Below are 22,126 nucleotides of genomic sequence, written 5' to 3'. Positions count from 1 at the left end.
TCCGCGATGGCTGGCCGGCGCCACTGGCCACCGAAGCAGCCTGGGATCGGGTCATGGATAGGCTCGATCAGTGCTCGCCGTTCTCATCGCTCTCCTGTTCGCCAACGCGCTGTTCAACTTCCTCGTGTGGCCGACGTTCTATCGGCGCGTCGCGAACGACCCGCGGGCACGGGATGCCGACGGGAACCCCACCCGATTCCTCACCGTGCATCGCGCACTCATCGGCGTTGCGCTGGTGCTGGGCGCGGCATCCGCCATCGCGGCCATCGTCGCACTCCTGTAGACAGCCCGGGATGCCGAGCGAGCCGCCCCGAGCACGCCGAGGCGGCCGTGACGAGCTGCGCAGATGCAGGGGCGAGCCGCGCAGACACAGGTACGAGCTGCGCAAAACACAGAGGCGCCGCGCGAGCAGGATGGCGCGGGGTCGAGCGCTCGCCGCGACACTCCGGCGTGGCCGGGTGCAGAGGACCGCCCGCTCACGCGGATCGCGTCAGCGAGAAGGATCGAGGACGAGTTTGCCGATCGTCCGACGGGCGCGCAGATCCTCGTGCGCGCGACGCGCTTCCGACAACGGATACTCCCCGCCGTGGATGACGCGCAATGAACCGGCGGCGGTCATGGTGAAGAGCTCATCCATCACCCGGGGCATGAGCCCAGGCACGGTGAACGCATGCGGAAGCCACATCCCGGAGATGGACGTCGAGTGCGCCAGCAGACTTGCCGGAGCGACCGGCGTCGGGGGGCGCCGACTCGCCATGCCGTAGAAGGCGAGGCGGCCGAGCGGTGCGAGCGCTGCGAGGCTGCGATCGGTGACTTCACCGCCGGTCATGTCCAGCACGACGTCGACCCGGCGACCGCCCTTCGCGTCGCGGAGAGCCTCGGTCAGGTCATCGGTCTCGGCATCCAATGCCACGTCCGCGCCGAGCGAGAGCGCGAGATCCCGCTTCTCGGGCGTGCTCGCCGTCGCGATGACGCGCCCTGCGCCGAGCGCCTTCGCCAGCTGCACCGCGAGACTGCCGACGCCGCCGGCAGCAGCGTGGACCACGACGGACTCGCCCGGCTGCACGCGCGCGATGCGATTCAGCAGCAGCCACGCCGTCGCACCCTGCACGACCAGAGCGAGCGCGGACGCGTCGTCCACGGCATCCGGAACGTCGAACGCGCGGCCTTCCTCGGCGACAGCCCGCTGCGCGTACCCACCGCTGTCGACGAGGGAGACGATTCGCCGGCCCTGCGGCGTCCGCCCCACCACCTCGGCGCCCGGGACGAACGGCAGCCGCGTCCGCGACAGATAGGTGTTCTCGGCCTGATGGGTGTCGGCGTAGTTCACGCCGGCGCGGTCGACCTCGATCAGCACCTCACCGTCGGCCGGCTCAGGGTCGGGGATCTCGGCGGGGACGAGCACCTCTGGCCCGCCGAACTCGGTGACGACGATGGCGCGCATGGTCCTAGCCTCCCATGCCGCGGAGCTTCCGATCCGTTGCCCTTGACCGCCCTGATCCCGCCGCGCAGCTATGGGTCTCGCGACGCGGTCACGGCATTGCCGACGCGCTTTCGCACAACGGCATAGCCTCACATCATGGACAGCACGCTGGCGTGCCTCGCGGCCTGGATGCCGAAACAACGGTGGTATGCCGCGAAGGGCCGTAGTCCGCGCCTGCGGCTGGTGTCATCGTGGGATGCCGAGCCGACGGCGGACGACGCCGCGGTTGCTCAGATCCGCACGTTCCTCGTCGCCGATGAGGACGCCCGGCCGGCCGTGCTCTACCAGGTGCCGGTCGTCGCGCGTCCCACGGAGAGCGTGGCCGCCGACCCCACCCACGTCATCGGAAGCCCTGAGCCGGGAACCATGTTCATCGACGGGCCGTTCGACCCGGCGTACGCGCAGGCGCTCATCCGTCTCGTGACGCTCGGCGGCGAAGCCCGCGGGTCGCAGATGACCGCCACGGGACATCCGAGCCGGCACGTCCCGCCGGACGAGCCCCGCACAGCGACCGTCCTCAGCGGCGAGCAGTCCAACACCTCGCTGATCTACCGCTCCACCGGAATGCCGATCATCTGTAAGGTCTATCGGCAGCTGCATCCCGGGCTCAACCCCGACATCGAGCTGCCGACAGCGCTTGCAGACGACGGGTCACCCCATGTGCCTCGTGCGATCGGGTGGATCGAAGGACGGTGGCCGAACCCCGAGACCGGAAACGGCTCGGTGACAGGCTCGCTGGCCTCGGCTCAGGAGTTCCTCCCCGGCGTCGAGGACGCGTGGCGGGTGGCCCTGCGTTCGGCAGCGCACGGCGAGGACTTCCGCGACGGAGCGGGTGACCTCGGCCGGGCCACCGCGGACGTGCACGTCTCGCTCAGCGAGCTGTTCCCCACCCGGCCGGCACTGACCGCGGATCGGGAGAGCACCGCCACCAGCTGGCAGCGCCGCCTCGAGATCGCGATCGCCGAGCTGCCCTCGATCGCCGAGTGCCGCGACGCGATCGAGGCCGTGTACGCGCATGCCTTCGAGCTCCCGTGGCCGCCGCTGCAGCGCATCCACGGGGACTACCACCTGGGACAGGTGCTGCAGGTTCCGGGCCGGGGATGGGTGCTGCTCGACTTCGAAGGTGAGCCGCTCCGGCCGATGGCCGAGCGCACCGCTGCAGACCTCGCGCTGCGGGATGTCGCGGGCATGCTGAGATCCTTCGACTACGTCGCAGGTTCCATACGCCTGGAGGATCCGGATCGGGCGGCGGCGGCCGGGAGCGAATGGGCTGGGCAGGCGCGTGAAGCATTCACCGCGGGCTACGCCCAGCGATCCCGCACCGATCTCGAGGCTCTCGGGCCCCTGCTGACCGCACTCGAACTCGACAAGGCGGTGTACGAGGCAATCTACGAGGCCCGCAACCGCCCGACGTGGGTGGCGATCCCGCTGAGCGCCATCGAGAGACTCCTGCAGCGCCCGACCGGCGTCGACTGAGAGCCCCCCGTTTCGAGCGGCACGCGGCCGCGCAGGTCACACGTCGATCTCGCCCAGACCACGCCTTCGGCGTACCGACGGCGGGCGCATGAAATGATCGACGGGTGCAACTCGACGACCGCGGGCGGAAGGACGCTCCGGTCGTCCCCGCCGGGTCGGGCGTCACCTTCGTCATGCCGGTCCTCAACGAGCACGCGTACCTCCGGCGCGCGGTCGAGACCGTGCTCGGACAGGATGTCGGGGTCCCGACCGAGCTGATCCTCGCGCTGGCGCCCTCCACGGACGGCACCACCGAGCTCGCTCGGGAGCTCGCCGCGGCCGACGACCGCATCGTGCTGGTGGACAATCCCGGGGCCGACATCCCGATCGGACTCAATCGTGCGATCCGCGCCGGCTCGCATCCCACGATCGTGCGCGTCGACGCGCACTCCGAGCTCGAACCCGAGTACACCCGCAGGGCCCTCGCGACCCTCGACCGCGTGCGCGCCGCCAATGTCGGCGGGGTCATGCGTGCCGAAGGACGCACGCCCTTCCAGCGTGCGGTCGCGCGCGCCTACAACTCCCCCGTCGGTCTCGGAGGCGGTGCGTACCACGGCGGCGCCGAAGAGGGGGATGCCGAGTCCGCGTACCTCGGCGTGCTGCGGCGGGCCGTGCTGGATGAAGTGGGCCTGTTCGACGAGACAATCCGCCGAGGAGAGGACTGGGAGCTCAACCTCCGCATCCGTCGCGCCGGCTACCGTGTCTGGTTCGATCCGTCCCTCTCGGTGACCTACTGGCCGCGCGAGAGCTGGACCCGGCTGATCCGCCAGTTCTCGGCGACGGGCCGGTGGCGAGGCGAGCTCGTCCGACGGTACGGACGCGGCAACTCCCTGCGCTTCTTCGCCCCGCCTGCGCTGGTGGTCGCGATCGCGCTGGGGATCGTCGTCGGCGTGCTGCAGGCGACCGGAGTGCTGACCGGATGGTGGTCGGTCGCGGCATCCGTCGTCTACCTGCCGGTGATCGCGTACGCGGTCCTCGTGATCGTGGTCGCGCTCGGACCAGGCGGCGGCAAGGGATGGCGGGACAAGCTGTGGACCGTCGCCGTGCTGCCGACGATGCACCTGGCGTGGGGATGGGGCTTCGTGACCGGAGTGCTCCGAGGAGCGCACGACACCGTCGACACGTCGCGCCTCGGCGACCGCAACACCCCACTGCCCTGACGACACACGGCCGGGTCCGGGGCGACCCGGCTCAGACGTCGGGATCGATGAACCGCTGATCGATGATGCGCGACACCACGCGCTCGGCCGCGCGGCCGTCATCGCGGGCGTTGAACTTGTCGTGCCATAGCCGGTAATGCTCGGCGTGCGCAGTGGGATCGCCGTCGACGATGGCCGCGACGAGCTCGTCCTGGGTGCGGACGACCGGCCCCGGTGCGTGGGCGACGAGGTCGAAGTAGAAGCCGCGCAGCTCGCCGCGGTAGTGCTCCATGTCGGGCACGAAGAAATACATCGGCTTGCCGGTGACCGAGAAGTCGAACATGACCGACGAGTAGTCCGTGATCAGGGCGTCGGCGGCCAGCAGCAGCAGCGACGTGTCGGGAAAGCCGGTCACATCGATGACGCGAGGGCCTTCGGCATCCCGACCCTGCGGAAGCGTCCGCGAATGCCCGCGCACCAGCACGACGGCGTCGGTCGCGTCCGCGAGTGCGACCGGATCGACGAAGTCGACGATCTCGGCGCGATCGTCGCGCCAGGTCGGCGCGTAGAGCAGCACCCGCTCGTCGGGGCCGATACCCAGCGACTGGCGCGTCGAGCCGTCGTCGCCGACCGCGAGCAGGTCGTTGCGCGGATATCCCTCGACCCAGATCGGCCGCCGCAGGAACGCGTAGGCCTTGCCGAGGATGCCCGCCGAGTACGGATTCTGGGCCAGCAGCACGTTCCACCGCCGCGATTCCCTCAGCACCGCTGCCGTGCGCCGCGGATCGAACCCCGCACGATGCAGAGCGAGGCGTTTGAGGGGGGTGCCGTGCCAGGTCTGCAGCACCACCTGTCCGGCCCGACGCGAGAAGCGCCTGCGCAGCCAGTCGTTGACGACGAGCAGTCGGGCCGAGCCGCGCGCCCGCCACCACTCCGGGCTGCCCTCGACAACGGGCTTCGCGCCGTCGGGCACCCACACCGAGAGGTCGACGACGCTCCAGTAGCGGGTGACCCCGGGAGCGCGGCGGGCGAGTTCGCGGTCGATGGCGAGCGGGTTGCAGCTCGCGTTGCGTCCGTAGAAGCTCTCGAAGAACACGGCGTTCTCGAGCCCGCCCGGGCGGTTCGCGTAACGCCGTTCGAGTGCGTCCTGACCCTCGCCCGAGTCGTATGCGGGATCGATCGGCGGTCCGATGTGCACCGTCGACCCGCTGAACTCGGCCCTCAGCGGCCCGAGCTGCATGAGCGGCAGCGGCGCGATGTCGGCGGCGGAAGGATCGGATGCCTCGATCCGCAGCTCGTACGACCCCACCGGCAGCGGCAGCTCGGGAAAGCCCCAGCGTGCCGCGCGCAGCGCAAGCACCGCCTTCCACGTCTCATCGCTTCCCGAGACGACGCCGGCGACCTTGGCACGCGGGCCGACGAGCTCGACGGACGCCGGTCGCGGGCCGTCGCCGGTGAGGACCAGTGCCGGACCGCCGTCGCTGGTGAAAAGGGCCTGCGTCATCGATGTCCTTCCACCCGGCGGGGCGCGGCGGCGAGTCTCGCCAGAATCGCACGGTACACCCTGCTCGCGCTGCCGCCATCCCGGAACGCATGGACCTGTGCACTCAGCGCACGGGAGCGCTCGAGGCGGCGCTCCCTCTCGCCCGGGTCTGCGAGGACGCTCTCGAGCTGACGGACGGCGTCCGGCCAGTCCGTCGCCCAGTCGGCACCGGCGACGTCCCGGTACGAGCCGTAGAACCCCCGCCGTGCGGCATAGTCCTCGAGGTCGGGGGCGAGGAACACCACCGGCAGCGGCACGAGCGCGGCGTCGAATGCGAGCGACGAGTAGTCGGTGACGAGCACGTCGAACCCCGGGAGGAGCGGTGTCACATCGGGCGCCAGGTCGCTGCCGAGACGCCGTATCCGCCCTGTCTCAGGCGGGGGCTGGTAGTCTCCCGCGCCGAGCGGATGAGAGCGCAGCACCAGGACGCACTCGTATCGCTCGAGCAGACGGAGGATCAGCTCCCAGTCGCGATCCGACGGCACCGCCGGGTCGGGCGCGCCGTCGCGCCACGTCGGCGCGTACAGGATGACGCGCGCGCCCGGTTCGACAGGGCCGATCGCCTGTTCCAGCTGCGTCGACGCGGCCGAGCGTCGGTCCTCGGGTGTACCGCGCGAGAGCACGTCGACGCGCGGCTCACCCGTGACGGGCACGCTGTCGTCCGCGAGTGCGAACGCGGACTCGAGGCGACCTCGCACCAGGTGCGACGCGGCCGGCAGGACGCGGATGCGGCGCGCGGCGCCCCGGAACATGCCGGCCAGTAGCCGGCGCGCGAAACTGGCGCCCGGCATCCGCCCGCGCTCGAGGAGGCCGGGCAGCCGCAGCGTCTCGGGCGAGTCGAGTCCGATCCGCTTGAGCGGGATGCCGTGCCACAGCTGCACGACGACAGCTCCCGACACGGCGTAGCGGTTCACGTCGCCGAAGCCGTGGGTGACGACGACCACTCGGGCGCGGGCGGTGCGCCACAGGCCCCGCAGCGACTGCTTCGGAACGGTCGGGATGCCGCGGGCCGCGGCATCCGCCTGTTCGCGAGCCGACCCCACCAGCCACCGTGCGGTGTGTCCCTCGGCCACGACCACGTCCCACAGTGCGAGGGCGCCGTCGCCGATGCCCGCGCCGCAGCCGAACACCCACTCGTCGCGCGATCGCGGGATGACGAGGGTGGCGAGGCGTCCGACGGCGTACAGCGGGATGGCCGCGAGTTTTCGCGCGTTTCCCGCGCCGAACGAGAAGGACGCCACCCCGCGAGCCTATCGCGGGGTGGCGTTCTCTCCTGGGGGGTGGACCTACTGGGTGAGCTCGCCGAGCTTCACGTCGGTGGTCTGGGTCTTGTCGCCGCGCACGTAGGTGACCTTCGCGTCGCTTCCCGCGGCGGCGGCCCGCACCTGGGCGGTGAGGTCGACCGAGTCGGTGATCGGGACGCCGTTGAAGGCGGTAACGATGTCGCCCTTCTTCAGGCCGGCAGTCTCGGCTGCGCCGCCCGAGACGACCTCTGCGATGTACGCGCCGGTGATCGTGGTGCCCTTGACATCCGCCGCCGACTGGACGCTCGCGCCCAGCAGACCGTGCGTCGCCTTGCCGTCCTTGATGATCTCGTCGCTCACGCGCTTGGCGATGTCGGACGGGATCGAGAATCCGACGCCGATCGAGCCGGACTGGCCGCCGCTGGACGATCCGCCCGCCGAGGCGATCGCGACGTTGATGCCGATGAGCTTGCCATCGGAGTTCACCAGCGCGCCACCCGAGTTCCCGGGGTTGATCGCGGCATCCGTCTGGATGACGGCGATCTTGATGGAGTCGCTCGTCTGCGTCGGGGTCTGTCCTTGACCGAAGTCGAAGTAGAACGGCGACTGCCCGTTCGGCTGCCCGTTGCCCTGGGTGCCGTCGCTGGAGTTCGGGGCAGCCGACGACGCGATCTCGATCGAGCGGTTGAGCGCGCTGACGATGCCAGTGGTGACGCTGCTCGACAGGCCGAGCGGTGCGCCGATGGCGACCGTCTCGTCGCCGACATTGAGCTTCGACGAGTCGCCGAATTCGACCGGCGTGAGGCCCGAGGCATCCACGAGCTTGATGACCGCGAGGTCGTAGGTCGGGTCGGTGCCGACAACCTTGGCGTCGTATACGTGGCCATCGGCCGTGGTGACGCGGATCGTCGCGTCTGCGGTGGCGCCATCGAGGGTGACGACGTGCGTGTTCGTCAGGATGTAGCCGTCAGAGGTCAGCACGACGCCGGAGCCGGTTCCGCCGCTGCTGCTGCTCGTCGCCTCGATGGTGACGACGCTCGGCACGACCTTGGCCGCGATCGCCGTGGTCTGGTTGACCGAGCCCGTGTCGTTGACGGTCACGGTCGTCGGCCCTGCGGCAGGCGAGCCGCCCTCGGGCGAGAACAGGTTGACGCCCGCGTACGCGCCGCCCAGACCGGCCGCGCCGCCGACGATGGCCGCGGCCACGATGAGGCCGACGACCTTGCCGGCGCCCGACGACTTCCTGGGCGCCTTGGTGGTGGTGACACCGGTTGCGGGGGCGGATGCCGGCGCTCCGACCGGCACGGTCTGCGCAGCGGCACCGAAGGCGGCGCCCTGGTGCTGTCCGGCGTAGGCCTGCGGGTACGCGCCCGGCTGCCCGACGTAGCCGTACGGCGGGGCGTAGGTCGGCGGCGTCTGCGGCACCGGGTAGCCGGCGGGGGCCGCGGGCTGCTGCGGCGCCTGTGCCGCGGCAGCGGGCACGGTGGGGGGAGCCGGCGGCACGGCCGGGGCGGCGGGGGCCGCCGGGGTGACGGCGGCGGGGGCCGCCGGGGTGCTCTCAGGATGGGACTCGGGCGTGCCCGGCGTGCTCGCGTCGGGGGTCTGGTCTGCGGGGCGATCGCCCTGGTTGTCGCTCATGATGCTCCTTCTTCCAAGCTCTCCTCAGAATGGCGTGCGATGCTGTGCGTTTCTTATGCCGTCCATGGGACACCACTATGCGTACGACGTGAGTGAGTCGGGTACCGTGAATCCGATGCGAGAGATTTCCGGAGCATGGCGCCGCACTGCGGCGGGCGCCGGACTCGTCGGCTCAGACGGGTCGATCCACCCCACCATCTTCGCCGAGATGTCGGCCCTCGCGGCGCGAACGGGCGCCATCAACCTCGGCCAGGGCTTCCCCGACGAGGATGGACCGACCGAGGTGCTGGAGGCGGCGCGTGCGGCGATCGCCAACGGCGTCAATCAGTACCCCCCGGGGCGCGGCATCCCGGACCTGCTCGTCGCGGTCGCAGAGCATCAGCACCGGTTCTACGGCGTGACGCTCGACCCGGAACGGGATGTGCTCGTGACCGCGGGTGCGACCGAGGCGCTCGCCGCCGCCTTGCTGGCCCTGATCGGCGGGCCGGATGACGAGGTCGTCGTGTTCGAGCCGCACTACGACTCGTATGCGGCCGTCGTCGCACTCGCCGGTGCGCGCCTGGTGACCGTTCCGCTGCGCTGGCCGGACTTCCAGCCCGACCTGGACGACCTGCGCCGTGCGGTCACCGACCGCACCCGCGTGATCCTCGTGAACGACCCGCACAATCCGACCGGAGCCGTCTTCGGGGCGCCCGTGCGCGAGGAGGTCGTCCGTCTCGCAGAACGCCACGACGCGATCATCGTGACCGACGAGGTCTACGAGCACCTCGTCTTCGACGCCCTGCACGTGCCGATCGCGACGCTGCCGGGTGCATGGGAGCGGACGCTGTCGATCTCATCGGGTGGCAAGACGTTCTCGGCGACGGGCTGGAAGATCGGGTGGGTCACGGGACCCGCCGATCTCGTCGACGCCGTCCTCGCGGTGAAGCAGTTCCTGACCTATGTGAACGGCAGCGCGTTCCAGCCGGCCATCGCGACCGGACTGCGTCTGCCCGACGCATTCTTCCTGGGCATCGGCGAGACCCTCGCGGCGAAACGCGACCTCCTCGGCCGGGGTCTGCGTGCCGCAGGCTTCGCGGTGTCGACGCCGTCCGGCTCGTACTTCACGGTGGCGGATGCCGCACCGCTCGGGGCGACGGACGCCGCTGCGTTCTGCCGAGAGCTCCCCCACCGTGCGGGCGTCGTCGCGATCCCGATGACCGCATTCGTCACGCCTGAGCGCCGCGGGGAGTATGCGACCCTCGTGCGGTTCGCGGCATGCAAGCGCGTCGAGGTGCTGGAGGAAGCGGCATCCCGGCTCGCCGCCGCCGGCTGACGCGGCTCGCGGGGTCAGTCGCGCGGCGCGACCGTGAACCGTCGCAGACGCAGGGAGGGGTTGACGCGCCGGACGCGAGCGACCGCTTCACGATCGAGGTGGGCGACGGCGACGTCGGTGGCCGTGCCGATCGAGGCGAGCTCGACGCCCTGCGGGTCGACGATCATGGAAAGCCCGACACCGAGCGGCGGCGGATGATCGGCGGCCGCGATGAACACGGTGTTCTCGATCGCCCGGGCGAGGATCAGGGTGCGCCAGTGGTGCTCTTTCAGCGGACCTCTCACCCACTCCGCAGGCACGACGAACACGTCGGCGCCGGCGTCGGCCAGCACGCGACCGACCTCGGGGAACCGCAGGTCGTAGCACGTCATCAGTCCGAGGCGCAGCCCGTCGAGCTCGAACGTCTCGGGTGAGCCGAGCCGGCCCGGCTCGACCCAGTCGGACTCGCGCTGACCGAACGCATCGTAGAGGTGCAGCTTGCGGTACCGCGCGAGCACTCCGTCGCCGTCGACGGCGACGACGGCGTTGCGCACCCGCCTCTCGTCATCCGCCCGCTCGACGACACCGGCGACGACCTGCACGCCGCGGTCCGCCGCGATCGCGACGAGCCCCTCGACGAATGGGCCGTCGAGGTCCTGCGCGTTCTCGGCGAGCGAGGCATCGAACGGGTCGACGAAATAGCTCGAGTACTCCGGAAGGACCACTAGGCGAGCGCCTCGATCGGATGCCGCGGCCACCAGGTCGCCGATGATGGCGAGGTTAGCCGCAGTGTCGGCCGTGGGTGCGAACTGCGCGACGGCGATCGCGGTCGTGTGCGAGGCGGTCATGAGGTCTCCCGGGCGGACTGCCGTGCGCGGATCACGAGGGGCGCGATGATCCACAGTCCGAGGATGACGAGGGCGAGCACGCAGAACGCGACCCAGGCAGCGGCCAGGCCCACCACGACATCGAAGACGAAGGCGACGACTCCGACGAGCAGGAGCGACACCGTGAGCAGGGCCGTGATCAGAGCCGCGTGCCCGTAGGCGACGACCGCCGTCTTCGCGTGACGGCGGAAGAGCAAGCGGTGCAGCGCGACCGGAGCGAGCGCCACGATCGAACTGAGCGCGGAGAGCACCACGAGCACGAGATAGAAGGTGCGCTCGCCGTCGCTCAGGTCGGCGAATGCCGGCTGGAACGCGAGGGCGAGCAGGAATCCGGTGAGGATCTGGGTGCCGGTCTGCATGACCCGAAGCTCCTGCAGCACCTCGCTCCAGTTGCGGTCGGCCCGCTCGGCAGGCGACTCGTCCCGCCCGTCGACCTGGTCATCTCCCGGGTAGGTGTCGCGGACCATGAGCACATCCTTGCCGCAGCGCCGCGTCGCGGGCAAGCGGCGCCCCGCGTTCGGCCGCCCCGGCTATCCGTGATAGGCTCACTTCTTGTGCCGCGGGGTGGAGCAGCTCGGTAGCTCGCTGGGCTCATAACCCAGAGGTCGCAGGTTCAAATCCTGTCCCCGCAACGAAAAGAAGAAGGCGCCCCAAGGGGGCGCCTTCTTCTTTGGTCATGTGGACGGTTGTCGTGGACATGCCTCAGGCAGTTCCGCGCCGCTGACGCTCCACGAATCGTGGAGCGAATCGTGGAGTGGCGGCGTGGCCGAATCCTGTCCCCACCGCCGGAGCCGCGCCCGCGGCGGAGGCGGTATCGCGAGCCGATCTCGTGACTCGCGGGACCCTCACCGCCGACAGGCACGCGAGCGCGTTTCGTCTCGCTCCGCTCGCTCGACGACCGGGAGTGGTGCACTCGCGGCGGTACGCCGCTTTGCTCGGCCCGGGTCGTTGAGCGAGGAGCGAAGCGACGAGACGAAACGCGTCGAACCCGGCCGGTCCCTGGGTTGGGACACTCCCCCTAGGTCGGATCCAGCACCTCTCCGAGCTCGCCCAGGAACCTCGTGAGCAGCGCGAGCTCGTCATCGGTGTACCGGTCGGCTACACCGCGCATATCGTGCAGCCGATCACCGAAGTGGCGGTAGAAGGTCGCGCGAGACTCATCGGTCAGCACGATGACCCGTGCCCGCTTGTCGCTCGGGTGCGGCCGCCTCTCGACATGACCCGACGCGGACAGGCGGTCGAGCAGCTTCGTCGTGGAAGCGGTCGAGATGCGCAGATGACGCGCGACGTCGTGCGGACTGACCGATTCGCCTCGCTGCTCGCGCATGATCAGCATCCGAAGCGTCGCGAGATCGGTCGCGTTCATCTCCATGTCGCCCTTCATACCGCCGTGCATGCGGTCCATGGCGTCGCTGAACGCACGGATCGCCTGCAGCAGCTGCATCACGGCCTTGTCATGAGGCGTTTCCGGTGACCATCGTTGAGACATGTGGACACCTCCGTAGTTCCCTTGTAGCATGTGGCCATGACAATTGCTAGCTAAACTAGCGAAATGGACAGGAAGATGATGGATACCGACCTGGTGGTCCTCCTCGACGACGAGGGCCGGGCGATCGGCACCGCGCCCAAGAGCAGCGTCCACGGCACGCAGACGGCACTCCATCTGGCATTCTCGTGCCACGTCGTCAACGACGAGGGCCAGGTGCTCGTGACACGCCGAGCCCTCGGCAAGACCGCGTGGCCGGGCGTCTGGAGCAACTCCTTCTGCGGTCACCCGCGACCCGCCGAACCGCTGCTCGCGGCCGTCCGGCGACGCGCCGAATACGAGCTCGGGCTGACGCTGACCGACATCCAGCTCGCATTGCCGCTGTTCCGCTATCGCGCGACCGACCCGAACGGCATGGTCGAGCACGAGCTGTGCCCGGTGTACACCGCTCGCACAACCCACGAGCCGGTGCTCAACCCGCTCGAGGTCGTCGACGCGAAGTGGGTCGACCCCGAAGATCTCGCGATCTCGCTCGCCGCGACGCCTTGGGCGTTCAGCCCGTGGCTCGTGCTGCAGGCCGAGCAGCTGCACCTGTTCGACGCGGTCCGCGATCATCGACGAGCCTCATGATCCCCGTTGCCGAGCGCCCCGCGATCGATGACGCGATCGACGACGCCCTCTCGCGGGTGCAGGGCCGCGCCGACGCGCTCGGTGGCGGCTTCCCCGCCCTCGCCGCGGCCATGTCGCGGGCGGCGGCGGGTGGAAAGCGGTTCCGGCCGGCGCTGGTTTCGGCGTCGTTCGACGCGTTCGGCGGCGATCGGGCCGCGGCACCCGGCCTGTATTCCATCGCTGCCGCCTTCGAACTGCTCCACACCGCGTTCGTGGTGCACGACGACGTCATCGATCACGACACGGTGCGCCGCGGTATCCCGAACGTGGCCGGCGAGTTCCGCATGCGCGGGCGTCGCAGCGGAGCGGATGCCGCGGGCGCGGCGCAGCTCGGAGACGCGGCCGCCATCCTCGCCGGGGATCTGCTTCTGCATGAGGCGATTCGCCTCGTCGCCCTCGCGGACGTCGACGCGCCGACCCGCGAGCGTCTCCTCGCCCTGCTGGACGACGCGGTCTTCGTGTCCGCGGCGGGCGAGCTCGCCGACGTCGAGAACAGCGTCGCGGCGGAGCCCGCCGATCCCGCCGGCATCCTCGAAGCGACGTTCAACAAGACGGCCGTCTACTCGTTCAGCGCGCCCCTGTGCGCGGGGGCGGTGATGGCGGGAGCTTCCGCGCCCGCCATCGAGGTGCTCGACCGCGCCGGTGGCCGCCTCGGCCTCGCGTTCCAGCTCGTGGACGACCTGATCGGCGCGTTCGGCTCCACGGTGCAGGCCGGCCGTGATGCGGGGGGCGACCTGCGTGAGTCCAAGCGCACGCCGCTCGTGGCGCTGGCGCGCGAGAGCTCGCTGTGGCCGCGCGTGAGCGACGCCCTGGCGGTGGCGCACACCGGGCCTATCGCGGTGCGCGAGGCACAGGTCGCGCTCGAGCAGAGCGGCGCCCGCGTCCGGCTGCGCCACCTCGTGTTCGACACGCTTGACGACGTGCGCGCCCAGGCCCGCGACGGCGCCCTGACCCACGACGCCTCAGCCCTGCTGTACGCGCTGGCAGACGCCGTCGAGAAGCGCATCCCGTGACCGGGACGACGCACTCGCCGGCGCGCGAGACGACCGCCCTCGCGCTGTACGACAGGACGGCTCGGGATGCCGCGGCCACCGTCATCGCCGGGTACTCGACGTCGTTCGGGCTCGCCTGCCGGCTGCTCGGCGCCCGACCGCGACCTCACGTGCGCAGCGTGTACGCGCTGGTCCGCATCGCCGATGAGATCGTCGACGGTTCGGCCGCGGCGGCCGGCTTGGACCGAGAGGCGACCCGGGAAGTGCTCGACGACCTGGAAGACGAGACGCTGCGGGCGATCGACCGCGGCTTCAGCGCGAACCTGATCGTCCACGCGTTCGCACTCACAGCCCGGGAGTGCGGCATCGGCGCGGACCTGGTCCGGCCGTTCTTCGCCTCGATGCGGGCGGACCTGTCGACCACCGTTCACGACCGCGCCTCTCACGACACCTACGTGTACGGGTCGGCGGAGGTCGTCGGCCTGATGTGCCTGCAGGTGTTCGTGAATGCCGGGGCGCGGCATCCGGTCTATCCGTCCCGGAAGCTCGTCGACGGAGCCCGGCGCCTGGGCGCCGCGTTCCAGGACGTGAACTTCCTGCGCGATCGCGCCGACGACGAATCGGCGCTCGGTCGCGACTACCTCGGCGTCGGATCGGATCGCGCCTCTCACGACGCCGTGCTCGACCGCATCGACGCCGACCTGGCGGCGGCCGCGCTCGCGGTGCCCCTGCTGCCGGCGGACTGCCGGCGCGCCGTCACGGCGGCCCACGATCTCTTCGCTGAACTCTCCGCGCGCCTGCGGGTCGCAGATGCGTCGCGGGAGCGTGTGCGTGTGCCCGACAGCGTCAAGGCCCGGCTGGCCGCCCGCGCCTGGCTCGGACTCTCGCCGCGAGGCGCGCGCGCATGATCGCCCGCACCGGTCCCGGGCGTGCCGTGATCGTCGGCGGCGGCATCGCCGGGCTCGCGACCGCGGCGCTCCTGGGCGCCGAGGGCTGGTCGGTCTCGCTGTTCGAGGCCCAGCCGCAGGTCGGCGGCCGGGCCGGTCTGTGGGAGCACGATGGCTTCCGCTTCGACACCGGCCCGAGCTGGTACCTCATGCCCGAGGTGTTCGATCACTTCTTCCGCCTGCTCGGCACCACCGCGGACCGCGAGCTCGACCTGGTGACCCTCGACCCGGCGTATCGGGTGTACTCCGATGCGGCGACCGGGCTGGCGCCGCTCGACATCCGTTCCGGTCGGGATGCCGCGACGGCGCTGTTCGAGGGGGTCGAACCGGGGGCGGGCGAGCGCCTCTCGGCCTACCTCGACTCGGCCCGCGATGCGTACGAGCTCGCGGTGGGCCGCTTCCTGTACGACAGCTACGAGACCACAGCGGGCCTTCGGGACCCCGCGCTGGCGCGTCGGCTGCCACAGCTCGTCCCGCTGCTCACACGGACCCTCGCCTCGGAGATAGAACGGCGCTTCACCGACCCTCGACTGCGCCAGATCCTCGGCTATCCGGCCGTGTTCCTGGGCGGATCGCCGTTCCAGCTGCCGAGTCTCTATCGGCTGATGAGCCACCTCGACCTCGACGACGGCGTGCGCTATCCACGCGGCGGCTTCGTCGAGATCATCCGGGCCATCGAGCGGCTGGCCCGGGCGAACGGCGTCGTCATCGAGACGGATGCCTCGGTGGTGGGCATCCAGACGACCGACGACGGGTCGACGCGCGCGCCACGTCGGGGAGCCGCCGGGACGCGGCGTCCTGCGGTCACCGGCATCCGGCTGTCGGACGGCCGTTTCATCCCCGCCGACCTCGTCGTCTCGACGGCCGATCTGCACCACACCGAGACTGCGCTGCTGCCGCCGCACCTGCAGACGTACCCGGAGCGCTGGTGGGCCTCGAGGACGCCGAGTCCGGGCGCGCTGCTGCTGATGCTGGGCGTCGAAGGCCCTCTCCCCCAACTCGCCCACCACACGCTGCTCTTCGCCGAGGACTGGCGTGCGAACTTCGACGACATCTTCGGCCGGCACCCGCGAGTCCCCCAGCCCGCGTCGCTGTACGTCTGCCGCCCGAGTGCGACCGACCCCAGGGTCGCGCCGGCGGGGCACGAGAATCTGTTCGTGCTCGTACCGGTGCCGGCCGATCCTCTGCTCGGCCGCGGGGGGATCGACGGCGACGGGAGTCCCGCGATCGAGACCGCGGCCGACCGGGTGATCGCCCAGCTGGCGTCGTGGTGCGCCATCCCCGACCTGTCTGAGCGCATCGTGGTGCGCCGCACCGTCGCGCCGGGCGACTTCGCGGCCGATCTGCACGCGTGGCGCGGGAACGCCCTCGGGCTCGCCCACACACTGGGCCAGAGCGCCGTGTTCCGCCCTCGCAACGCGTCGCGGAAGGTCGAGGGACTCAGCTACGCCGGGGCCTCGACGCTGCCCGGAATCGGGCTGCCGATGTGCCTCATCTCGGCGGAGCTCGTCGTCAAGCGCCTGCGCGGCGACCGCTCGCCCGGTCCGCTCCGCGAGGCGGCGAGGGTGTGACGTGCCCGGCCTGTATCTCGGGGTGATCCTCGTGAGCGCGGGCGGAGTGTCGGCCCTCGACGCACGATGGCGGCTCGCCGCCTGGCGATCCCCCGCCCGCACAGCCGTCGCAGTGGCGGTCGGCACGCTGTTCTTCCTCGCCTGGGATGCCGTCGGCATCGCGGCCGGCGTCTTCGTGAAAGGCGCCAGTCCCCTGCTGCTCGGAGTCGACCTCGCACCGCAGCTACCGATCGAGGAGCCGCTGTTCCTCGCTTTCCTCTGCTACGCGGCCCTCGTCGCCTGGTCGGGCGCCGCCCGCCTGCTGGACGCGAGAGCGAGCGCGGATGCCGCACCCGCACCGGTCGACGAGAAGGCGGGATGATGCCCTATCTGCTGATCGTCCTGCCCTTCGTCGCCGTGACATTGGTCGTCGTGCTGTGGAGTTCACGTCGACCGCGGTTCGGACGCCGCATGGCGGCATCCGGGATCGCCGCCGGCGCGCTCATCGCACTCACGGCGATCTTCGACAACCTCATGATCGCCGCGGGCCTGTTCTCGTATCCGGCTGGACACGTGAGCGGTGCCCGCATCGGCCTGGCGCCGATCGAGGACTTCTCGTACGCCGTCTGTGCGGCATTCCTCGTGCCGGCGGTCTTCGCACTGCTTCCCGCCGAGCGGGCACGGCGGCGCGCATGACCGACGCCAGGACCTTGCATCCGGCGGCTGTCGCGCGACAGCTGCTCGTCGCTTCCCGTCCTGTCAGCTGGATCAACACGGCATACCCGTTCGCGGCCGCGTACCTCCTGACCACCCACCACGTCGGCGTGACCTTCGTGGTCGGCACCCTGTTCTTCCTCGTGCCGTACAACCTCGCCATGTACGGCGTCAACGACGTGTTCGACTACGAGTCCGATCTGCGCAATCCGCGCAAGGGCGGTGCTCATGGTGCCGTGCTGGATCCGCGGCTGCACCGGGTCACCCTGTGGGCCGCGGCGCTCGCCTGCCTGCCCTTCATCGCGTACCTCGTTCTCGTCGGCTCACCGTGGTCGTGGCTCGTCCTGGGCGCGAGCCTCTTCTTCGTCGTCTTCTACAGCGCCCCGCCGCTGCGGCTGAAAGAGGTGCCGTTCGCCGACTCGATCACCAGCAGCATCCACTTCTTCTCTCCGGCGGTGTACGCCCTCGTGCTCGCCGGCGCGGCGTGGAGCTGGCCGCTCGTCGCCGTGATCGTGGCGTTCGCCCTCTGGGGCATCGCCTCGCATGCCTTCGGCGCCGTGCAGGACGTCGCGGCCGACCGCGCCGCGGGCATCTCGTCGATCGCGACCGCGCGCGGAGCACGCTGGACCGTGAGGTTCGCCCTCGTCTGCTACCTCGTCGCCGGCATCACGATGCTCTTCACAACGTGGCCAGGACCCCTCGCCGCCGTCGCGATCATCCCGTACCTCGCGATCGTGTGGCCGTTCCGGAGCGTCACCGATGACACGGCAGCGCAGGCGACGAGGGGCTGGCGGCGTTTCCTCTGGGTGAACCAGCTCGCCGGCTTCCTCGTCACCGTGCTGCTGCTCTGGTACGCCCTCATCCGCTGACGGGTGCGCCCCGCATCACGGGAGGATCAGGGGGTGCCGAGCGCGATCAGCTTCTGGACCGCGGCGGTGAGCCGAGCGTCGGCCTCGGCGAACTTCGTCAGGTCGCCGGCCTTGAGCGCGGCATCCCGATCCAGCATCGCCTGCTTGGCGTCGTTGAGCGCCTGCTGGTACTGGTCGCTCGGCTGCGTGGGCGGGTTCGTCTGACCGGGCGTCGGGGTCGGCGATGGGCTATTTCCCGGCTCCACGCCGGTGTCGCCGGCGGTGGCTCCCGAATCTCCCTTGAAGAGCACGTCGAGCGCCGCGTCGAGCGTCGGTTCGAACGCGATCGCGTTGCCGAACGCGACGAGCACCTTCTGCAGCGCCGGCAGCTGCGTGCCGCTGGACGCCTGCACGAACACAGGCTGCACGTACAGCAGGCCGCCGCCGACGGGCAACGTCAGCAGGTTGCCATTGAGCACTTCCGACTGCCCCTGTTTGAGCAGGTTGATCTGGGCGGAGATCACAGGGTCGGAGTTGAACGTGTTCTGCACCTGACCCGGACCCGGGATCGTCGTGTCCGCGGAGATCTGGAGCATTCGGAGCTTGCCGTACTCAGAGCTCTTGACCCCGGCCTTGGTGCCGGCGTTCGAGTCGACCGCCAGGTAGCCCAGCAGCACGTTGCGGCTGTTGTTGCCCTCGGACGAAGGTATGAAGGTGGTGAACATCGAGAATGCCGGCACTTTCTGCCCGGGCATCTGCATCGTCAGGTAGTACGGGGGCTGCAGGCGCGCATCCGTCTGCGGATCGTTGGGTGTCGCCCACGCGTTGTCGCGCTGATAGAACGACTGCGCGTTGTCGACGTGGTACACCCCGAGCATCGCCCGCTGGACCTTGAACAGATCCGTGGGGTAGCGGACGTGGCTCATGAGGTCGGCGGACATGTCCGAGATCGGCTTGAGGGTCGACGGGTACACCTTCTGCCAGGTCTGCAGCACCGGGTCCTTCGTATCCCACGCGTACAGCGTGACCTTGCCGTCATAGGCGTCGACGGTCGCCTTCACCGAGTTGCGGATGTAGTTGATGTCGTCGAGGGCGAACCGCGGCGCGGGGTTGTTCGCGTCCGTGATCGCATCCTGCAGGCTCACCGTCGTCGAGTACGGGTAGTTCGCGCTGAGGGTGTAGCCGTCGATGATCCACACGATGCGGCCGTTGACCACACTCGGGTACGGGTCGCTGTCGAGCTCGAGGTAGGGCGCCGCCTTCTGGACGCGCACGGTCGGGTCGCGATCGTAGAGGATCTGCGATTTGGCGTTCAGGTAGTCCGAGAAGAGGATCTGCTCGGACTGGAACTTGAGGGCGTAGATGAGGCGGTTGAACACACTGCCCACACTCGGGCCGCCGTTGCCGTCGAACGTGGTCTTGGTCTCGCCGGACCCGTTCGCGCCGGAGGGATAGTCGAGCTCGATCGGGTCGGTGCCCTTCGGCGCCCCGACGATCGAGTACGGCGCGGAGTACTCGCCGAAGTACACGCGCGGCTGGAACTTCTCGCTGTCGGAGAGGAAGCCGGTCGCCGGGATGCCGCGCTCGAGGAACACCGGGTTGCCGTCGGTGGTGCGCTCGTTGCCGGCCGCGGCGACGAGACCGTAGCCGTGGGTGTACACGAGTGTCGAGTTCTGCCACGAGGCCGCGGCCCCGAGCTGATCGACGTTGAGCTCGCGCACCGAGACGACGGTGTCCTGGGACTTGCCGTTGATCTGGTACCGGTCGACGTCCAGCGGATCCTTGAACTGGTAGTACGAGCGGTACTGCTCGAGCTGGCGGACCGTCGGGCTGATGATCGCGGGATCCATGATGCGGATCTGGGCCGTAGTGGCGGCATCCTGACGCAGCTGGCCCGCCTCGACGTTCGTGGTGGCGTTGAACGCGGTCTTGTCGAGCCCGTCGATGCCGTAGGCGACCTTCGTCATGTCGATGTTGCGCTGGTAGAACTGGCCTTCGAGGGCCAGCTGATTGGGCTTCACCTGGAACGTGTTCACGACCCACGGGTAGCCGACGCCGAGGATGATCGCCGACACGATGAGAAGGCCGGTGGCGATCAGCGGCAACCGCCAGCGGCCGATGACCGCGGTGACGAAGAACAGGATGGCCACGACGACGGCGATGATCGCGAGGATCGTCTGTCCGGGGATGATGGCGTTCACCCCGGTGTAGCCCGGTCCGGTGATGCGGTCGCCCGGTTCGACGAGCGTCTTGTACCGATCGAGCCACAGGCTCGCCCCCTGCACCAGCAGGTAGAGGCCGGCGATGACTGCGAGCTGGATGCGGGCGGCCTTCGAGATGCGCAGCTCCCGCTGGCCGATGCGGACGGATCCGTAGAGGTACGACACGAGGGCCGTCACCAGCAGGCAGACCATCAGCACCGCCGAGGTGAATCCGAGCAGCGCACTGTAGAACGGCATCGCGAACATATAGAACCCGGTGTCCATGCCGAACTGCGGGTCGGTGACCTTGGTCTGGACGCCGTTGAACCACAGCCACGTGGTCTCCCACTGGGCCGAGGTGGCGAAACCGGCGAAGAAGCCGAAGAAGATCGGGATGCCCCACATCGCCAGCCGCCGCAGCGGTTCGACCACCTCCTGGTAGCGGTCGAGCTGCGAACTCAGCCGCGCGTAGACGGGCCTGAGGCGGTAGGCCAGCTGGATGGCGAGCCAGACCGGAACGCCCATGCCCAGGAATCCGACGACGAACATGACGACGCGGGCGATCCACTGCGTGAAGAGCACCGATGAGTAGCCGAGCTGGTTGTACCAGAGCCAGTCCGCATACAGGTTCGCGAAGATGAAGAACGCCACCACGAGCGCGACGATGATCGCGAGGGTGATGGCGACGATCCGTCGGGTGCGAGAGGGCGTGGCCGGGGTCGGCGCCGAGGTCGTGGTCACCGTCCCATCCTAGGTGTGGGGTACTGAGGGATCGCCCAGCGTCCGCTGGGGGAAGTCATAGCGTTCTCCGCCGTCAGCGAACCCGGTTCACTTGGTCGTGCAGGTCGGCAGAGCGTTGAGATCGCCGCCGTCGCGGATCGTCTCGAGGACTTTCAAGGAGTCGTCGAGGTTGTCGACTGCGAACACGCGAAGGTCGCCCGGGATGTGTCCGACCACCTCGTCGCAGTTCGAATCCGGAGCGAGGAACCAGTCGGCGCCCGCGTCGAGCGCACCCCACATCTTCTGACGGATGCCCCCGATCGGCCCGACGGTGCCGTCGGCCGTGATCGTGCCCGTGCCGGCGACGTTCTTGCCGCCGTTGAGCTCTCCGGGGGTCAGGACGTCCATGATGCCGAGCGCGAACATCATGCCGGCGCTCGGGCCGCCGACGTTGTTGAGCTGGATGGTGACCTGGAACGGGAAGTCGTAGGCGGTCGTCAGCGTGACACCGATGAGCCACAGCTTCTGCCCGTTGATCGTGGTCTGCTTCGGGGTCACCGACACGGTCTGCTTGGCGCCATCGCGCTCGATGAGCATCTGGATCGGCGCACCGGCGCCTTTGTTCACGATCTTGCGGAGGGGTTCGGCATCCGTCACCGCCGTGCCGTCGGCCTCGAGGACGACATCGCCTTCCTGCAGGATCCCCTTGGCTGCGGAATCGCCCGTCAGCGAGTGGACGACGATCTTCGCATTGACGTCGTAGCCGAGCTCGGTGAGTGCCGCCGCGGTCGCCTCGTTCTGCGAGTCGACCATCATCGCCGCGCTCTCCTGGTTGCGCTGCTCGGTGGTCTCGCCCACGGGGAAGATCGCGTCGATCGGCAGCACCGCCTTGCTCGGGTCGAACCACGCCGTCGCGAGTTCCAGCCAGGACGGCGTCTTCTCGCGATTGCCGGCGAGCTGCACGGTCAGCAGATCCAGCATGCCGTCGGTCGGGTAGGTCTTCGCGCCGTCCACAGAGATGAGCGGCACCTGCTTGCCGTCGGCCGCGAGCGCGGTCCCCAGCGTGTTGTACACCGGGCCGGGCTGCTGGATCACGTACGACGTCGGCAGGAAGGTGAGGACCAGGAGCACGACAAGTGCGACGACGAGCGCCCAGACGCCGACGAGGGTCGCGCGCGACATCCGCCGTTGCGGCGGCGGCGTGATGGTGACGTTCTCGTCGAACTGCGCCACGAGGGGCTCTCCTGCCTGGTCGT

The 22,126-nt window shown here is 69.8% G+C and carries 20 protein-coding genes and 1 tRNA gene; 12 read left to right on the top strand and 9 right to left on the bottom strand.

Annotated features, from left to right (window positions below; genetic code table 11):
- The first annotated feature begins 70 nt into the window (after positions 1-70).
- The gene (locus ABD212_RS11090) at positions 71-283 is read left to right on the top strand and encodes an SCO4848 family membrane protein (RefSeq protein WP_344094524.1); all 213 of its coding nucleotides are present in this window, start codon (positions 71-73) and stop codon (positions 281-283) included.
- A gap of 207 nt (positions 284-490) precedes the next feature.
- Here the strand turns inward: ABD212_RS11090 and ABD212_RS11085 are convergent, their stop codons facing one another.
- Positions 491-1,444, bottom strand: coding sequence for a quinone oxidoreductase family protein (locus ABD212_RS11085; RefSeq protein WP_344094522.1), 954 nt, complete (start codon positions 1,442-1,444; stop codon positions 491-493).
- Positions 1,445-1,579: 135 nt separating this feature from the next.
- Here ABD212_RS11085 and ABD212_RS11080 point away from each other — a divergent pair, with 135 nt between their 5' ends.
- A complete protein-coding gene (locus ABD212_RS11080; RefSeq protein ID WP_344094520.1) occupies positions 1,580-2,959 on the top strand; it encodes a maltokinase N-terminal cap-like domain-containing protein in 1,380 nt (459 codons plus the stop codon).
- Positions 2,960-3,132: 173 nt separating this feature from the next.
- A complete protein-coding gene (locus ABD212_RS11075; protein WP_344094739.1) occupies positions 3,133-4,158 on the top strand; it encodes a glycosyltransferase family 2 protein in 1,026 nt (341 codons plus the stop codon).
- Positions 4,159-4,189: 31 nt separating this feature from the next.
- Here ABD212_RS11075 and ABD212_RS11070 read toward each other — a convergent pair whose 3' ends face one another.
- Genes ABD212_RS11070 through ABD212_RS11060 form a run of 3 tightly spaced genes read right to left on the bottom strand, consistent with a single transcriptional unit; the run spans position 4,190 to position 8,562 of the window.
- Positions 4,190-5,641 (bottom strand): CDP-glycerol glycerophosphotransferase family protein, encoded by a 1,452-nt coding sequence (locus ABD212_RS11070; protein WP_344094518.1) that lies wholly within the window; start codon positions 5,639-5,641, stop codon positions 4,190-4,192.
- Entirely contained in the window at positions 5,638-6,921 is a 1,284-nt protein-coding gene (locus ABD212_RS11065) for a CDP-glycerol glycerophosphotransferase family protein (RefSeq protein ID WP_344094516.1), read from the bottom strand. The genes ABD212_RS11070 and ABD212_RS11065 overlap by 4 nt, the downstream gene beginning before the upstream one ends.
- A 45-nt stretch (positions 6,922-6,966) precedes the next feature.
- A complete protein-coding gene (locus tag ABD212_RS11060) occupies positions 6,967-8,562 on the bottom strand; it encodes a S1C family serine protease (protein WP_344094514.1) in 1,596 nt (531 codons plus the stop codon).
- Positions 8,563-8,677: 115 nt separating this feature from the next.
- On the opposite strand from ABD212_RS11060, the gene ABD212_RS11055 reads away from it, so the two are divergent.
- Positions 8,678-9,877, top strand: a complete 1,200-nt coding sequence (locus tag ABD212_RS11055) for an aminotransferase class I/II-fold pyridoxal phosphate-dependent enzyme (RefSeq protein ID WP_344094512.1) — start codon at positions 8,678-8,680, stop codon at positions 9,875-9,877.
- A gap of 14 nt (positions 9,878-9,891) precedes the next feature.
- Here ABD212_RS11055 and ABD212_RS11050 read toward each other — a convergent pair whose 3' ends face one another.
- Complete coding sequence (locus ABD212_RS11050; RefSeq protein WP_344094510.1) at positions 9,892-10,704, bottom strand: carbon-nitrogen hydrolase family protein; 813 nt, start codon at positions 10,702-10,704, stop codon at positions 9,892-9,894.
- Positions 10,701-11,210: a DUF6328 family protein gene (locus ABD212_RS11045; RefSeq protein WP_344094508.1), complete on the bottom strand. Its 510-nt coding sequence runs from the start codon at positions 11,208-11,210 to the stop codon at positions 10,701-10,703. Before ABD212_RS11045 ends, ABD212_RS11050 begins: the two co-directional genes overlap by 4 nt.
- A 91-nt stretch (positions 11,211-11,301) precedes the next feature.
- On the opposite strand from ABD212_RS11045, the gene ABD212_RS11040 reads away from it, so the two are divergent.
- Positions 11,302-11,375 (top strand) — tRNA-Met (locus tag ABD212_RS11040).
- Between the two features lie 386 nt (positions 11,376-11,761).
- Here the strand turns inward: ABD212_RS11040 and ABD212_RS11035 are convergent.
- Positions 11,762-12,232, bottom strand: coding sequence for a MarR family winged helix-turn-helix transcriptional regulator (locus tag ABD212_RS11035; protein WP_344094506.1), 471 nt, complete (start codon positions 12,230-12,232; stop codon positions 11,762-11,764).
- 75 nt (positions 12,233-12,307) lie between these two features.
- Between ABD212_RS11035 and idi the strand changes: the two genes are divergently transcribed.
- Genes idi through ABD212_RS11000 form a run of 7 tightly spaced genes read left to right on the top strand, consistent with a single transcriptional unit; the run spans position 12,308 to position 17,970 of the window.
- Positions 12,308-12,859 (top strand): isopentenyl-diphosphate Delta-isomerase, encoded by a 552-nt coding sequence (gene idi / locus ABD212_RS11030; RefSeq protein WP_344094737.1) that lies wholly within the window; start codon positions 12,308-12,310, stop codon positions 12,857-12,859.
- Positions 12,856-13,911, top strand: a complete 1,056-nt coding sequence (locus ABD212_RS11025) for a polyprenyl synthetase family protein (RefSeq protein ID WP_344094504.1) — start codon at positions 12,856-12,858, stop codon at positions 13,909-13,911. Before idi ends, ABD212_RS11025 begins: the two co-directional genes overlap by 4 nt.
- A complete protein-coding gene (locus tag ABD212_RS11020) occupies positions 13,908-14,798 on the top strand; it encodes a phytoene/squalene synthase family protein (protein ID WP_344094502.1) in 891 nt (296 codons plus the stop codon). Before ABD212_RS11025 ends, ABD212_RS11020 begins: the two co-directional genes overlap by 4 nt.
- A complete protein-coding gene (gene crtI / locus ABD212_RS11015; protein ID WP_344094500.1) occupies positions 14,795-16,408 on the top strand; it encodes a phytoene desaturase family protein in 1,614 nt (537 codons plus the stop codon). Before ABD212_RS11020 ends, crtI begins: the two co-directional genes overlap by 4 nt.
- Position 16,409: 1 nt before the next feature.
- Positions 16,410-16,769, top strand: a complete 360-nt coding sequence (locus ABD212_RS11010; protein WP_344094497.1) for a lycopene cyclase domain-containing protein — start codon at positions 16,410-16,412, stop codon at positions 16,767-16,769.
- Positions 16,769-17,083: a lycopene cyclase domain-containing protein gene (locus ABD212_RS11005; protein ID WP_344094494.1), complete on the top strand. Its 315-nt coding sequence runs from the start codon at positions 16,769-16,771 to the stop codon at positions 17,081-17,083. The genes ABD212_RS11010 and ABD212_RS11005 overlap by 1 nt, the downstream gene beginning before the upstream one ends.
- Positions 17,080-17,970 (top strand): prenyltransferase, encoded by an 891-nt coding sequence (locus tag ABD212_RS11000; RefSeq protein WP_344094491.1) that lies wholly within the window; start codon positions 17,080-17,082, stop codon positions 17,968-17,970. The genes ABD212_RS11005 and ABD212_RS11000 overlap by 4 nt, the downstream gene beginning before the upstream one ends.
- A 26-nt stretch (positions 17,971-17,996) precedes the next feature.
- On the opposite strand, the gene ABD212_RS10995 is transcribed toward ABD212_RS11000, so the two are convergent.
- Both ABD212_RS10995 and ABD212_RS10990 read right to left on the bottom strand, forming a co-directional pair.
- A complete protein-coding gene (locus ABD212_RS10995; protein ID WP_344094488.1) occupies positions 17,997-20,891 on the bottom strand; it encodes a UPF0182 family membrane protein in 2,895 nt (964 codons plus the stop codon).
- A gap of 87 nt (positions 20,892-20,978) precedes the next feature.
- Entirely contained in the window at positions 20,979-22,103 is a 1,125-nt protein-coding gene (locus ABD212_RS10990; protein WP_344094485.1) for a YlbL family protein, read from the bottom strand.
- Positions 22,104-22,126 lie beyond the last annotated feature (23 nt).

Source organism: Microbacterium deminutum (genome assembly GCF_039530205.1).
GTDB lineage: Bacteria > Actinomycetota > Actinomycetes > Actinomycetales > Microbacteriaceae > Microbacterium > Microbacterium deminutum.
This window is presented reverse-complemented; position numbering and strand designations above follow the sequence as displayed.

Excerpts from the sequence above, each read along its gene's own strand:
- ABD212_RS11085 (WP_344094522.1), bottom strand. The coding sequence starts at position 1,444 with ATGCGCGCCATCGTCGTCACCGAGTTCGGCGGGCCAGAGGTGCTCGTC.
- ABD212_RS11080 (WP_344094520.1), top strand. The coding sequence starts at position 1,580 with ATGGACAGCACGCTGGCGTGCCTCGCGGCCTGGATGCCGAAACAACGG.
- ABD212_RS11075 (WP_344094739.1), top strand. The coding sequence starts at position 3,133 with ATGCCGGTCCTCAACGAGCACGCGTACCTCCGGCGCGCGGTCGAGACC.
- ABD212_RS11070 (WP_344094518.1), bottom strand. The coding sequence starts at position 5,641 with ATGACGCAGGCCCTTTTCACCAGCGACGGCGGTCCGGCACTGGTCCTC.
- ABD212_RS11060 (WP_344094514.1), bottom strand. The coding sequence starts at position 8,562 with ATGAGCGACAACCAGGGCGATCGCCCCGCAGACCAGACCCCCGACGCG.
- ABD212_RS11055 (WP_344094512.1), top strand. The coding sequence starts at position 8,678 with ATGCGAGAGATTTCCGGAGCATGGCGCCGCACTGCGGCGGGCGCCGGA.
- ABD212_RS11050 (WP_344094510.1), bottom strand. The coding sequence starts at position 10,704 with ATGACCGCCTCGCACACGACCGCGATCGCCGTCGCGCAGTTCGCACCC.
- ABD212_RS11045 (WP_344094508.1), bottom strand. The coding sequence starts at position 11,210 with ATGGTCCGCGACACCTACCCGGGAGATGACCAGGTCGACGGGCGGGAC.
- ABD212_RS11035 (WP_344094506.1), bottom strand. The coding sequence starts at position 12,232 with ATGTCTCAACGATGGTCACCGGAAACGCCTCATGACAAGGCCGTGATG.
- idi (WP_344094737.1), top strand. The coding sequence starts at position 12,308 with ATGATGGATACCGACCTGGTGGTCCTCCTCGACGACGAGGGCCGGGCG.
- ABD212_RS11025 (WP_344094504.1), top strand. The coding sequence starts at position 12,856 with ATGATCCCCGTTGCCGAGCGCCCCGCGATCGATGACGCGATCGACGAC.
- crtI (WP_344094500.1), top strand. The coding sequence starts at position 14,795 with ATGATCGCCCGCACCGGTCCCGGGCGTGCCGTGATCGTCGGCGGCGGC.
- ABD212_RS11005 (WP_344094494.1), top strand. The coding sequence starts at position 16,769 with ATGCCCTATCTGCTGATCGTCCTGCCCTTCGTCGCCGTGACATTGGTC.
- ABD212_RS11000 (WP_344094491.1), top strand. The coding sequence starts at position 17,080 with ATGACCGACGCCAGGACCTTGCATCCGGCGGCTGTCGCGCGACAGCTG.